We start from the raw sequence: 13564 nt of genomic DNA on the forward strand, positions 1-13564 counted from the left end.
TTAGCACATGTGCAGGGAATCGGCGAGGCCGCCTAGGTCGCGCATCAAGCGGACAGCCTCAGAATGCGGGGTTAACGGCAAGCACGACGCAAGCATTTGAGTGGCCCCTTCGCAGCGAACAGCGGACCTGGACCGGTAGCCTTGCCGCTGGGCTCGACGTGGGGAATGCAGTACCATGTCCAACGAACGCTCAGCATTTTCATGCCGGCGTTTGTGATCCGTTTCGTGTCGCAAGAAAGGAGAGCTCATGCTGACGCTTTATTCCTATCCGGATCTTTTTGGCGTCGCCGATAACAATCCCTTTGGCCTGAAGGTGTTTGCGTTCATGCGATTGTGCGGGCTCGCCTTCGAGCATCGTCATGTCCTCGACACAAGCCTTGCGCCCCGTGGCCAACTGCCTTACCTCGTCGATGGCGACGATACGATCGGCGACAGCGACAGCATCATTGCTCATTTAACACGTCAGTATGATCTGGACATCGACTGCGCGCTTTCGCGAGAGCAGTTGAATCTGGACTATATGGTCCGTCGAACCCTCGACGACCTGTACTGGACCATGAGCTTTTCACGCTGGCGCGACGAGCGCTTCTGGCCGTCCTTTCGCGACGCCGTGCTTGCCGCCCACCCGGACGTTCAAGCGAGTGATCTCGAAGCCGCTCGCGAATACAACCGCCTGCGGTACCACTATCAGGGCATCGGCCGATATGAACCGGAGCAGATCTATGCGCGAGGCATCGCGAATCTGCGCGTCGTGGCGGACGTGCTCGGCGACACCAGCTATGTTTTCGGCCGCGATCCTGCCACCGTTGACGCGGCAATCTATGGCTTCGTTGCCAATATCTATTTCTACGAGATCGATACGCCGTTGAAGCAGTACGTGCTTTCGCGCCCGGCGCTCGTGCACCATTGCGAAGCCATCCATGACCGGATCGGCACGGCTGGGAAGGATTCGGCAGCGTGAATGACGCGTAAGGTCGGTTGATCTGCAGACGCACTCGACGGTCCGCCGGTGCAGCTGCAACATTGAAGCGCGCGATGCTGGACAACACGCTTGCCAAAAAATAAAGTTTTCATAGTTTGCTCAGAGTCCTATCCTCTAACCAGCGCGATTGGGCAGCACCTCTGGAAGCACTAGCCAGGTTTCCTCTGTGACGAGGGCGGAGTGTCGTGATGCTTACGTATAAGACCCTACGCAAACGATCCCTCGCGTTGTCCGTGTTACCTGTTCTATTCGTGCTATGTGCATGTGCAAAATCACCGGAGACAAGCCCGCTTGCGTTAGCGGCCGAACACGGGGACTTGTCCAAAGTTCAACAACTGGTGCAAGAAGGTGCCGATATTAGCGCAAAAGATACTAAAGGCCTGGATGCCCTGTCTTACGCGATAATCAATGAACGCCCCGAAGTAGTCAGCTACCTGCTGACGCGTGGGGCAAACGCGAATACCGAGAATGGCAGCGGCATAACGGCCCTGATCATTGCTGCAACGGTAGGTGATCTCGCGATTGTCGAGACTTTGTACGAATACGGCGTGGAGATAAATCGGGCCACTAAAGACGGCATTACGCCGCTGATGGCCGCTGTCGCATCCGATAATGCGGAGACGGCCGCGTTGCTATTGTCGTATGGCGCAGACCCATGCATGACAGACAAAAATCATCTTACTGCACGCCAGACAGCGGACGAATGGCTCGGGATTCACGAAACATCGCGGGTCATAAACAGGAACAAGAAGCTGGCGAAGCTGAATTGCAATCGGAGTGAATAGATGGACAAACCGAATCGCCTTGTTGCTTTTGTCATGCTAACGCCGGTGTTCTTTATTCTGTCTCTTTGGGTCTCCGCCTTCCCGCACGAGTACGCCCATTCGATAACCGCATGGCTGTTTGGGTACAAACTCAAACCTTTCGATATCGATTACGGAAGTTTCGACTGGAAGAACGTCCTGTTCGTGGACGGGATCGATGAGCATGTTAACTATTTCCTGATATTTCTTTTCGGGGACAAGTTTGCGATAGGAATGATCGCTTTCGCCGGGCCATTCGTTGCCACGCTATTGCTGTATCTGATAAGTTTGCGCGTCATTCGCTTGAAAAAAATACGACGCTACCCTTACGTTTTCTATTTCTGCCTTTGGGTCAACGTTTCCAATCTGTCTGAGTTGATAAGTTACGTCGTGCTTCGGTCGATTACCAAGCATGGCGATGTCGGGCATATAGAGTTTGCGTGGGGCGTATCTCCGTGGCTCGTCTTCACCATTGGCTGCGTCTTGTTGGCTATGGCAACGTGGAATTTCTTTTCGCGCACGCTCGTAGATCTGTATTTGATCGCAGGCGCAGATCGCGTTATATTTAAATATTTTTTTGTTATTCTGTTTTCGGTTTATTTGTTTGCCTATCCCGCTGCACGAGTATTGTTGGAGAACAATGACCTGTTCTCGATAAGTATGTCGATTCTCTTTTGCATACTTACTCCGGTTGTTGTAATTCTCTGCTGGCCAGGACGAGATTGGGTAAAAGAGCGCGAGCGCGCCTATCTGGCGTCTTCGGGCGGTGAAGTCGTGAAACTTTGAGCGACAGATGCAAGCCGCTTCGGGGCCGCTCCCAGACGCACGCCAAGTCGGGACGTAACGGTGATCGTTCGTCGTGCCGTCAACGGCGAGCCAAAGCGACCACTATCCGTGCCGCCGCCCCCTCGATTGAAGAAGCTTGTCGACGGGCAAGCCACTGGATCGTTCAAACTGCGAATTGTATGATTGCGCTCATTGCATCAAGGCGTCGCTGCCTCAACGAGTTCGCACGGTGCGCGCCGCAAGTCAGACTGGTGCGCACGTAGCGGCTATCACCAGCAGGGGCCGCGTCTGAGCCCCAGCGTCGTCACAGGCGATTGGCCAGATGCGACATTCCAGCGAACTGTTTCGCCAACACTGGAGGGGCCCATGTTCGCCAAGGCGCTGCGTATCGAGGGCGGTCCGGACTGGCATCACTTCCATGTCTATACCGACAGCCCGCTTATCGCATTTCTGGTCGTCGCCGCCTTGCTGCTCACAATTCTGCTCGCGAGCGCGATCTGCTACTACGTGACGCGCTTGATCGTGCTGAGGATCGTCGGCCGCCTTGCCCGCCAGCCGCAGCGCAAGTTGCTGCGTGCCGCCGAATCCCACAAGGTGTTCGATCGGCTCGCCCCGCTCGTGCCAGCCTTGATCCTCTATGCGTCCGCCCCCCTGCTCACCGGACTCACGTTCCCGCTGGTCGCGGCGCTCGGCCATCCACTGGCGTTGCTCGCGGCATGCTACATGGTGTACACGCTGCTGCGCGCGGCGCTCGCGCTCCTCGACAGTATCGGTGAGCGCTACAGTCACTTCCCCGCAGCAAGCGAGAGGCCAATCAAAAGCTTCTTGCAGACGGCAACCATCGTGCTCTACGTAGTCGCGCTGATCGCGGGGATCTCGGTATTGCTGGAACGCTCCCCGGCCTACTTCCTCACCGGCCTCAGCGCGATGACGGCGCTTCTGATCATCATTTTCCGCGACTCGCTGCTCGGCTTCGTGGCCAGCATACAACTGACCGCTTACGACATGGTGCGGGTGGGCGACTGGATTGAAGTGCCCGGCTTCGTCGCCGACGGCACCGTGATCGACATTGCACTGAACACGATCAAGGTCCAGAACTTTGACAATTCGATCGTGATGCTGCCGAGCTACGTCCTGCTCACGAACAGTATGAAGAACTGGCGAGGGATCACTGAGTCGGGCGCTCGACGCGTCAAGCATGCGATACATTTCGATGCCGAGACCGTGCGCTTTCCAGACGACGCACTGCTCGTTCAACTCTGCAACGATGTTGACAGGCCGCTAGCGGAAGTTGCGCCCGGGGACCCCCGGCATCGCACGAACCTCGGTCTGTACCGCCTCTATCTGAATGCATACTTTCGCGATCATCAAGCGGTCCGGCAGGACATGCCGATCGTCATCCGCCAGGTGCAGTCGACCCAGCCTGTCGTCGCGCTGGAGATATTTCTCTACGTCGACGAGACACGCTGGGAACCGTACGAAAACCTGCAATCGGACATGCTCGATCATGCGTACGGGCAAATACCGCTGTTCGGGCTGCGCTGCTGGCAGGAACAAAGGCCGTCGACGCGGCAGTTGTGATCTGCACAGCAGCCGGCCGCCATGGGCGACCGCTCACTCTCCGTCCGAGGACCCAGTGAGCGTCACGGTCCCACGTTTGTTATTAACCCGCCACTGCCGACGTTGCACGCGATAGCCTGCGAGGGCGTGTAGCCCTTTCGGGCGTACGGGTTAATGGTGATCGCGACCAAGGCTCTCCTAACATGTCGGCTAGACCGATCACGACGGAGCCCTTTATGCCCTTCACCCCAGCATCGTCATTGCAGCCGCCCGCCGATGCGGCCCTCGCCGAGCGCGTCGATGCGGTGCTGTCTCGCGCTGTCGACGCGCAACGTCTGGTCGGTGCGGTAGTGCTGATCGCGCGCGACGGACGGCTCGTCTATCACCGCGCGGCCGGATTCGCGGACCGCGAATCGCGCACGCCGATGCGCGAGGACACACTGTTCAGGCTCGCGTCGGTGACGAAGCCCATCGTCTCCACGGCCGCAATGGTGCTCGTGGCGCAACGCAAACTGTCGCTTGACGATGACGTCACCCGCTGGCTGGCCGATTTCCGCCCGGCACTTCCTGACGGCCGCGTGCCGGGAATCACGGTGCGGCAGCTGCTTACGCATACCGCGGGCCTCGGCTATCGCTTTGCAGAAGCCGACGCGAACGGGCCATATGCACGCGCGGGGGTATCGGACGGGCTCGACGGCGCGGCCATCACGCTAGACGAAAACGTACGCCGGATCGCGAGCGCGCCGCTGCTGTATGCGCCGGGGACGAGCTGGCGCTATTCAGTCGCGCTCGACGTGACCGGCGCGCTGATCGAGGCTGTCTGTGGGATGCCCCTCGCCGAAGCTGTCGATGTGCTGGTGCTCCGTCCGCTCGGCGCTCGAGACACGGCGTTCGTCGCGGTCGATCCCGCGCGGCTCGCGACACCGTACGTGAACGATACGCCGCAGCCGCACCGGCTCGCCGAGAACGAAACTGTACCTGCAGTTGAAGGAACTGTCGGTGTCACGTACTCGCCGGCGCGCGCGCTCGACGCCCACGCTTTCGCGTCGGGCGGTGCGGGAATGGTAGGCAGCGTGAGCGACGTGCTGCATGTGCTGGACACGCTGCGCGCGGGCGGCGGCGCACTGCTGCCAGCCGCCCTTGTGGACGAGATGGGACGCGTGCAGACTGGCACCTTCGATTTGCCGGACCGGCCCGGCGTTGGCTTCGGGATCGGCTTTTCGGTGCTGCGCGATCCACACGCAGCGGCGTCGCCGGAATCGCCAGGCACGTGGCGCTGGGGCGGTGTATACGGTCACTCGTGGTTCGTCGACCGCGCACGCGGGCTGACCGTCGTGTCGCTGTCGAACACGCTTTACGAAGGGATGAACGGCCAATACACAATCGATCTGCGCGACGCCGCGTACGGCGCCAGGTGACGCGCACGTGTGCGATCGCGCGCCCCTTCGGGCTTGCGGTGCGTCGTTTGACAGGATCGCCAGAAGGATATGAGCCTCAATCGTCAGCTTCCTCCGCAAACGGCGGTTCGATTGCGAAGGTGGTCGAGAGCGGTCTTGTATCCGCGAGCGTAATCACGGAGTAAAACTGGCACAATCAAATGCCTGTGGTCCTTCGCGGGTTCATGGACTTGCCGACTCACGCGGTTGTTCGGCCTGCTCTACTCTCAGATATTTGATCGGAAAAGGGATTGTGATGGCAAGGGATGAAATTGTCTGGGGGATCCTGGGCACCGCGAAGATCAACGACAAGGTCGTCGTGCCCATGCACAGCGCGCCAAAGTGTCGGGTGAAGGGCATCGCGTCGCGGTCTCAGGAGAAGGCTCGGGAAGCCGCAGCCAAATATGGTTTGGCTGTCGCATACGACAGTTACGAAGCGCTCCTGGCGGACCCGGAAATCGACGCGGTATATATTCCGCTACCCAATCACATCCACGTGGAATGGACGATCAAATCCGTCGAGGCGGGCAAGCACGTCCTGTGTGAGAAGCCGATCGGGCTCGACGCCCAACAGGTTGAACGACTCATCGCTGCACGCGATAGCAACGGCCGATACATACAGGAAGCCTTCATGGTTCGCACGCATCCGCAATGGTTGAAGGTGCGGACCTTGATTGACGAAGGTGCGATTGGCGGATTGCGGGCGGTGACAGGCGGCTTCACCTATAACAACGCGAACCCGCACGATATCCGCAACCAGAGCGAACTGGGTGGCGGCGGTCTGCTCGATATTGGTTGTTACCCCATCACAACGGCGCGCTTCATTACCAGGTCTGAGCCAACGCGCGTGGTTGCCCTGATGGAGCAGGATCCCATATTCGAAGTGGACCGGCTTGGCTCTGTACTGATGGACTTCGACGGTGTGCAGGCAAGTTTCTTTTACTCGACTCAGACCCATAACTATCAGCGGATGCAATTTCACGGTACCAACGGGCGGATCGAGGTCGAGATTCCATTCAATGCACCAGGCGATCGACCGACGCGTCTGTTATTGAGTGACAACACAAGCGCCGGTATCGGGACTGATCGCTGGCTGGAACTTCCGGTGTGCGATCAATATGGGATCGCGGCCGCCACATTCGCGGACGCGATATTGAGTGGAAGCCCGCAGGCTATTCCGCTAGAAGATTCGCGCGCAAATATGCGAGTGATCGACGCCGTGTTCCGCTCGTCCCGATCGGGCGCATGGGAGAAAATCCTCGAAACTTGACGTGCTCCGCAGGGGCAACCTGCGAAGTTCAACGTGCAAGAAGAGCCGAAGCCGAGAGCCACGTTTCGCGCGCTACAGGACGCACCGTTGACCTTGGTTTCGGATGCGGCCTATGAAACGCCCGAACGCGACCGTTCGGGATGAATCGGCTGCGGCCGGCCACATCAGGAGACAGCGGACCCCCAACGGGCCAGGAGCCGTCGTCCGCCTTAACCGCCCACGTGACACCCAAGCGACTGCTTTCAATCTAGATAACGGACCATCGCAACGCGAGATGAGCAATGGGCCAGTTGCCCTTAGCCAGCGAGATGATTGTTTTGAACGTTTCCGAGTTAAAAAAATTTGAGCGGAATCATCCGAATCATGTTGCGGAAACTTGTCCGGTTGTCAGTTCGGAAGCTCACATTTCGACTGCGAAAATAACCGGCCAGCTTAGAAGATGTCGCCTAGTCTTGAGTGACCGCCGCGCAGTGCAAAAGATTTCTCCACTGCGGATATCTCTTTTGACGGGGAGCAGAAATGGCTAAGGTGTCATCCGCTGAAGTGTCGGCAACTAGTCCGCGCCCACGCGGAAAGGGGCATCTATGACACGCCCAGAACTATCGCGGACCCCGCGATGCATAGCGCATCGTCAGCATTCAGCCGGACGCATCTGGCTCGCAATCGGCATTTCGTTCGCTGAACTCTGCTCGACGCACATGGCGTGCGCGGGGGGCATCCTGCCAAACGGCGGCCGTTACGTCGCCGGCGCCGGTTCGATAGTGGGCGCGAGCAACGGACTGGTGATCACACAACCGGGTTCGACGCGCGGTGTGATTGACTGGAACAGCTTCTCGATCGGCGCGAACAACAGCGTCACATTCAATAACGGCACTGGCGCGACGCTGAACCGCGTGACGGGTGGTTCCCCGTCCGCCATCCTCGGCAGGCTCAGCGCAACGGGCAGCCTGTATGTAATCAATCCACAGGGCATCGTCGTGGGGCCATCCGGTGCAGTGACGACGGGCGGACGCTTCGTTGCATCCACACTGGACACACACGACAACGCGTTCATGAACGGCGGCGCGCTTGCTCTGTCGGGCAATTCGGAAGCAAGCGTGATCAACCTCGGCAAGATCAGTTCGACCGGCGGCGACATCTTCCTGATCGCGCGACGCGCCGTGACCAACGCTGGCACGATCACCGCGCCGAACGGCACCGCCGAACTGGCCGTCGGCGAACAGGTGCTGTTGCAGGACTCGGCCAGCAGCAAACAGGTGCTCGTGCAGACCGGCAGCCAAGGTTCGGTCGTCAACAGCGGAAGCATCTCAGCCGCGCAGATCAGCCTGCAGGCCGCCGATGGCAACGTGTTCGCGCTTGCCGGCGGTGGCACGCGCATCCGGGCGACGGGCACGGCGAATCGCGACGGCCATGTGTGGCTCGTCGCCGACAAAGGTCGGGTCGAGCAGTCGGGCGTGATCACGGCCGCCAACGCGGGCGGCAGCGGTGGAACGGTCGACACCGACGCGGCGCAACTGGCGTTCGGCGCCACGGCAGCCGTGCATGCGGGCAAATGGAATCTGTCGACGCCCGGCTTCACGATCGACCCATCCGCTGCACGCGCACTGGGCGGCAGTCTGAATTCAGGCACATCCGTCCATGTGACCACGACAGGCGCGACAGGCGCGACGGGAGACATCGACGTCGCATCGAACCTGAACTGGAGCGGTCCCGCTTCTCTGACGCTCGCCGCGTACCGCGACGTGTCGATCGGGAGCGGCGCGAAGATCGCGAACCAGGGCGCGGGCAATCTCAGCTTGCGCGCAGACGCAACCGGCATCAACAACGGCGGCAGCGTCACCAACCACGGCACGCTCGACTGGTCGAAGAGCACCGGTGCGCTGAGCGCCTTCTACGACATGAACGGCACATACGTTGCCGGTACGCGGATGAGCAACCCGGCATGGAGGCCCCCCGCATTCAGCGGCCTGGTTACGCAGATCACCACGTACCGGCTGGTGAATTCCCTGACCGATCTGACGAAGGTTGGCAACGATCTCAACGGTAACTACGCGCTCGGCAGGAACATCGATGCGAGCGCGACGAGCAACAGCCCCTTCGTTCCAATCGGCAACGTCAGCACACCGTTCACGGGGCAGTTCGACGGACAAGGCAATACGATCACCTCGCTCACGCTGGGCGGGTTGTTGGCTTACGGGGGCGGACAGCCACTAGCGGGCATGTTCGGTGTGATCGGTACCCAGGGTGTCGTACGCAACCTCGACATTTCGGGCACGGCGAACTTGGCTAACGTCAGCGGGCTCGTAGGGACCGCGCAGTTCGATATTGGCATACTCGCCGGCCTGAACAACGGTACTGTCCTGCGCGTAAGCACGGCCGGCACGGTCGCGACCGGATACCATGGGCTTTTCGACTCTTCGACAGCCGGTGGGCTCGTGGGCGTCAACGCCGGCTCGATCCTGCGTTCTTCGAGCAGCGCCGATGTGAGTTCGCGGGGGTTGGGCGGTGGTCTGGTGGGCGTGAATAGCGGCCTGATCAGCCAGTCGTTCGCCACGGGGCCTGTCGCAGTGTCGGGTTATTTCGCTACGGGCGGTGGCGGCCTCGTCGGCTCTAACAGTGGCGCGATCAGCCAGTCTTATGCAACCGGCTCTACGATGTTTACGGAATGCCGCCCCTCCAATACGCATTGCGGCGGGGCCGCCCTCGTCGTCGATAACTCAGGGACAATCACCCAGTCATTCGCAACCGGTCCGGTGAACCAGCCGTTGTATGGACCGATCGGCATCGCGCGGTCCAACGAAGGCACGATTGCGAACGATGTGTACTGGAACACCAACATCACGGGCGCCACAATCGGCGTCGTGTACGGTACGCCGATTCCCACGGCGAATGGGCTGACCACCGCTCAGATGAGCACGCGGACATCCTTCGTGGGGTATGACTTCAGCCCGACGGGGGCGTGGGCGATGCCTGCTGGCGCGACGCATCCGGTGCTGCGCTGGCAACTGGCGCAATGATAGGCGCGGAGTCAGTCAGTAGGGCTGCAAGCGGGCTTTCGATCCTGGATGATCTTGCCCACGAATTTGCGTCAACGCACGCGTCCGCAAAGGCCGCGAACACGCCGACGATTGCGCCTCACGAATGTCCGCTGTGCTCGGACACGAGCCGTACAGGTCGCAACCGGGCGACTGGCGGAGTCGGGCCGGCAACGGTCCGCTGTCGTCAGCAGCAACGCTCTTGAGTGTATAGGTAACATTTCGCGGAGCAGGAGCAGGGCCCCTCGTCATCCTGCAATTCGCTTGAAACTGGCGTAGTAATCGTCGGTGTAATAGCAGTCGCCGGTCTGCCTGCGCGGTCCACCACATACGATCCGGCGCTGCCCGCGATCCGTCGAGCCCGGGGTGCGAACCGTGTATGTGTGGTAGTAGCCGCGCGGATGCTTCGGCAGCAAAAGCGCACTGTTACGAAACAACACGCCGTCGTCCGCAAAGGGGAAGGGGCCGCCCGCTTTGATCAGCCGGAGTGTCTCGGCTGCTTCCCCCGGCAACTGTGCGTTGGTGACAGTTCCCAGTGCGCCCGTCACTTGCGCGCCCGATGCGGTGGGTGTACCGCTCGCGCCCTGCGCTGACTGAACCGGCGACTGGCTCGCGGATGCGCCCGACGCCTCAGTGACGTTTTGCGAACCCCCCTTGCCGCATCCGCCGAGGATCGCGCTCAAGGCGACGATGCATGAGAAAGCCCACGCTCTCTTCATGAAACGATTCCCCTCGTTGACCAGAACTCGACGACTACGATAGATGTAAAGGTATCGCTAATGGCGGAGCAAATCAACGTTCGGACGGAAGTCGGCACAGGGTACGCGGCGACTGTGCCGATATACGGTTTGCGGCGTTGAAGCCAGAGTGGCGGCTGAGGGGTGCGTGCTATCCGTCGCCATCAGGCAGGCATCGGCCAACTACGGACGCTGGGCCACGCTTTCGCGCGGACGTTCAAACGTCGGCTCCGCCCAGAAAACCGACCTTCATGGCGTTCACCGTGTACCTGCTTGACCGGTCAGCAGGTTGGCGCGGGCGATGTTGATCTCGATGTCGTCTGGCTTCATACGAGAGGCCCGGCGCGCGTCTTGCAGAGAGGTTGCCGCGGGGTTCGGCGCTTGTCGCCCTAGTCGCGGTAGCCATGGCTTGCCCCTATCCCTGTCGTGGATCAGCGCAATTCGAGCCACAGCGGCTGATGATCGGACGAGCGGCTATTCGGGTCCACGTCACAACCCACAATGTGCGGCTTCAAATCCTCGGTGACAAAAACAAAATCGCATGCGAACGGTCCGTCGGACCATTGCGCGTGATCGTACAGACCGACTGTCGCGGCCCGCCGGGCACCGGGGTGCGCGCAGGTCCATGCGTCGGCGAAGGCGGGCGCGCCAGGAATCGGCTCCAGCATCCTGCAATAAGCAGAACTTTCGAAAGCGCTGTTGAAATCACCGCACACGATGGCAGTCATCGGACGTGCAGTCTCGGCGAACGGACTGTCCAATTTTTCCGCTTTTGCGGGACGGCGGGCATGGTCGCACGCTTCCTTATGCAATTCGTGCAGCCTCGCCACTTGCGCCAGCCGTTGTGCTTCGGAGTAGAACTCAAGATGAGTGCTGAAGGCGCGCAGCGGACCAATATCGGTTTCGATCACCGCTTCGAGAGCGACACGCAGCATCGACGGCTTGGCGGGGTCGGCCGGCCACGGGAGCGAATGACGCAGCACCTGCTTGACAGGCAGTCGGCTCACGATTGCATTGCCGAAATGACGCCGCTGACGTGCGGCCCCGATAGGCGGAAGATCGGAACCGATCGCATCGACCACAGTCGCGCCCGGCAGCAACGCGGCGAGTTCGGCGAACTGATCGGCCGAGGGACCGCCTTCCAATCCGCCCTGCGCCTGTCCCTCATGAAAGCCGCGCGTGACTTCCTGAAGGCACAGGATGTCGAAATCGCACAGCGCCCTTGCCTCGCGCACAATGCGGGCGAGGTCGACGCGGCCGTCTACACCGCGTCCCCACTGGATGTTCCAGTCGACGAGACGCATGACGTCCCCCCTTCAGAAGCCACGATTCGCAGCCTATCGCCGCGACGTCAAACGGATAAGCCGTGAATGCCCGGGAAACGACAAACTGTTTGCCTGATTGTGAGCGACCGACTCATACGTTAGGTTATTCCCAGCGACGCTGCACGTGACGCCATTCCAGCCGTCAAAATCGGCCCAGCCGATAGTGACGTGCATTCCAGACGGAGGTTTGAACACAAGCAGAGCCGGATAGCGGCCGGCCATCGGTCACTTTCCGGTCCGTCCTCCGGCCATCTCCGGCCATTCGCCCACGCGCTCCGGCGGACGCTCGAGCGTCGGTACCGCACGAGGCAGCGGACCTTGGCGGCAGGGATCCTTCCAGCCCGTCGGTCTCCGGACGCCGTGGGCGGTGCTGCAGATAGAGGCGGGACTGGTGCCAGCACCATCTCACATCAACAACCCCGGCGACAAGAGATAGTCCGCCTCCGTCGTGCAGAAACTTTTCCGTCCGCATGCATCGCAGACGGCATTGCGGGTCCCCTCGGCGAGGCGATCCGGTAAGGTCCTTGCGGCTATTTGTTGATGGCTTGCAGCACGACCCACGCGTTCACAACTTTTTCGGCCGGACGAATGGAATAGTCGCGCGTGTTATTCGGTGCACACCATTCGCTTTTATTTAGCCAGTCCCGTCATTGCAATTGCACGGAGTCGCGCACGAAATGACCCGTTCGTCGCGGGAATAAACCCCGCGTCCTCCTCGTTCTATCACCGTTACGGCCTTTGAATCGAACAAGGGGTATGGTCATGAAGTCTCTTATCGACACGTTCTGCGTCCTGGCATGCGGAGCGGCCATCGCCACTCTCGTATCATGCGGCGGCGGCTCCGGTTCGAATAATTCAACCCCACCTATGCAGTCGTCGTTCACGGTGGCGGCCCTTGTGTCGGATGGCGTGGTGTCGGCCGCGTACACTGACGCGAACCTGAAAAACCCATGGGGCGTCGCCTTCAATCCGAAAGGTTTTGTTTGGGTCGCGGACAACGGCACCAATGTTGCGACGCTCTATGACGGCAACGGCGTGCCGCAATCGCTGGTCGTCACGATACCCGACGGCAAGAACGGTTCAGCTTCGCCCACGGGCATCGTCTTCAACGGCACACAAAGCTTCACCGTCACGGAAAACGGCAAGTCCGGTGTCGCTGCATTCATCTTCGCGGGCGAAGGCGGCACCATCACTGCCTGGGCGCCCACCGTCGGACCGACCAATGCGTTCGTGATGTACGACGACGGAACGGGCGGCGCCGTGTACAAGGGTCTCGCGCTCGCCACAGTGAACGGCAACAACTTCCTTTACGCGACCGACTTCCATAACAACAAGATCGATATCTTCAATACGAGCTTCACCAAGGTCGCGATGCCAGGTGCCTTCACGGACCCGGCGATTCCGGCCGGCTTCGCCCCGTTTGGAATTCAGGCGATCGGCTCGAATCTGTTCGTCACTTACGCGATGCAGGATGCGGCCAGGCACGACGATGTCGCGGGCGCGGGACTCGGCATGGTCGATGTGTACGACACGGCGGGCAACCTGAAGCAGCGCTTCGCGACGGGCGGACCGCTAAACGCGCCATGGGGTATAGCGCAAGCGCCCGGTAGCTTCGGTTCGATGAGCGGCG

Annotated in this window: 10 protein-coding genes; 8 read left to right on the forward strand and 2 right to left on the reverse strand. The window is 60.5% G+C overall.

Going from position 1 to position 13564, the window contains the following annotated elements; translation table 11 throughout:
* Positions 1–247 precede the first annotated feature (247 nt).
* The 7 genes from VGH68_RS15020 (at position 248) to VGH68_RS15050 (ending at position 9854) form a co-directional block, all read left to right on the forward strand.
* Complete coding sequence (locus VGH68_RS15020; protein ID WP_331604436.1) at positions 248–961, forward strand: glutathione S-transferase C-terminal domain-containing protein; 714 nt, start codon at positions 248–250, stop codon at positions 959–961.
* Positions 962–1170: 209 nt separating this feature from the next.
* The gene (locus VGH68_RS15025) at positions 1171–1767 is read left to right on the forward strand and encodes an ankyrin repeat domain-containing protein (protein WP_331604437.1); all 597 of its coding nucleotides are present in this window, start codon (positions 1171–1173) and stop codon (positions 1765–1767) included.
* The gene (locus VGH68_RS15030; protein ID WP_331604438.1) at positions 1768–2571 is read left to right on the forward strand and encodes a hypothetical protein; all 804 of its coding nucleotides are present in this window, start codon (positions 1768–1770) and stop codon (positions 2569–2571) included.
* A 366-nt stretch (positions 2572–2937) separates the two neighbouring features.
* Positions 2938–4152 (forward strand): mechanosensitive ion channel family protein, encoded by a 1215-nt coding sequence (locus tag VGH68_RS15035; protein ID WP_331604439.1) that lies wholly within the window; start codon positions 2938–2940, stop codon positions 4150–4152.
* Between the two features lie 215 nt (positions 4153–4367).
* Entirely contained in the window at positions 4368–5549 is a 1182-nt protein-coding gene (locus VGH68_RS15040; protein ID WP_331604440.1) for a serine hydrolase domain-containing protein, read from the forward strand.
* 274 nt (positions 5550–5823) lie between these two features.
* Positions 5824–6837, forward strand: a complete 1014-nt coding sequence (locus VGH68_RS15045; RefSeq protein ID WP_331604441.1) for a Gfo/Idh/MocA family oxidoreductase — start codon at positions 5824–5826, stop codon at positions 6835–6837.
* Between the two features lie 584 nt (positions 6838–7421).
* Complete coding sequence (locus VGH68_RS15050) at positions 7422–9854, forward strand: filamentous hemagglutinin N-terminal domain-containing protein (RefSeq protein ID WP_414696945.1); 2433 nt, start codon at positions 7422–7424, stop codon at positions 9852–9854.
* Positions 9855–10120: 266 nt separating this feature from the next.
* Here VGH68_RS15050 and VGH68_RS15055 read toward each other — a convergent pair whose 3' ends face one another.
* Together VGH68_RS15055 and VGH68_RS15060 are read right to left on the reverse strand one after the other, a co-directional pair.
* On the reverse strand, positions 10121–10591 hold the full coding sequence (locus VGH68_RS15055) for a ribonuclease (protein WP_331604443.1): 471 nt from the start codon (positions 10589–10591) through the stop codon (positions 10121–10123).
* Between the two features lie 449 nt (positions 10592–11040).
* The gene (locus VGH68_RS15060; protein WP_331604444.1) at positions 11041–11913 is read right to left on the reverse strand and encodes an endonuclease/exonuclease/phosphatase family protein; all 873 of its coding nucleotides are present in this window, start codon (positions 11911–11913) and stop codon (positions 11041–11043) included.
* 783 nt (positions 11914–12696) lie between these two features.
* On the opposite strand from VGH68_RS15060, the gene VGH68_RS15065 reads away from it, so the two are divergent.
* Positions 12697–13564, forward strand: an 868-nt coding sequence (locus VGH68_RS15065) for a TIGR03118 family protein (protein WP_331604445.1), incomplete at its 3' end; no start/stop codon positions are given.

Source organism: Paraburkholderia sp., assembly GCF_036488505.1.
Taxonomy (GTDB): domain Bacteria; phylum Pseudomonadota; class Gammaproteobacteria; order Burkholderiales; family Burkholderiaceae; genus Paraburkholderia.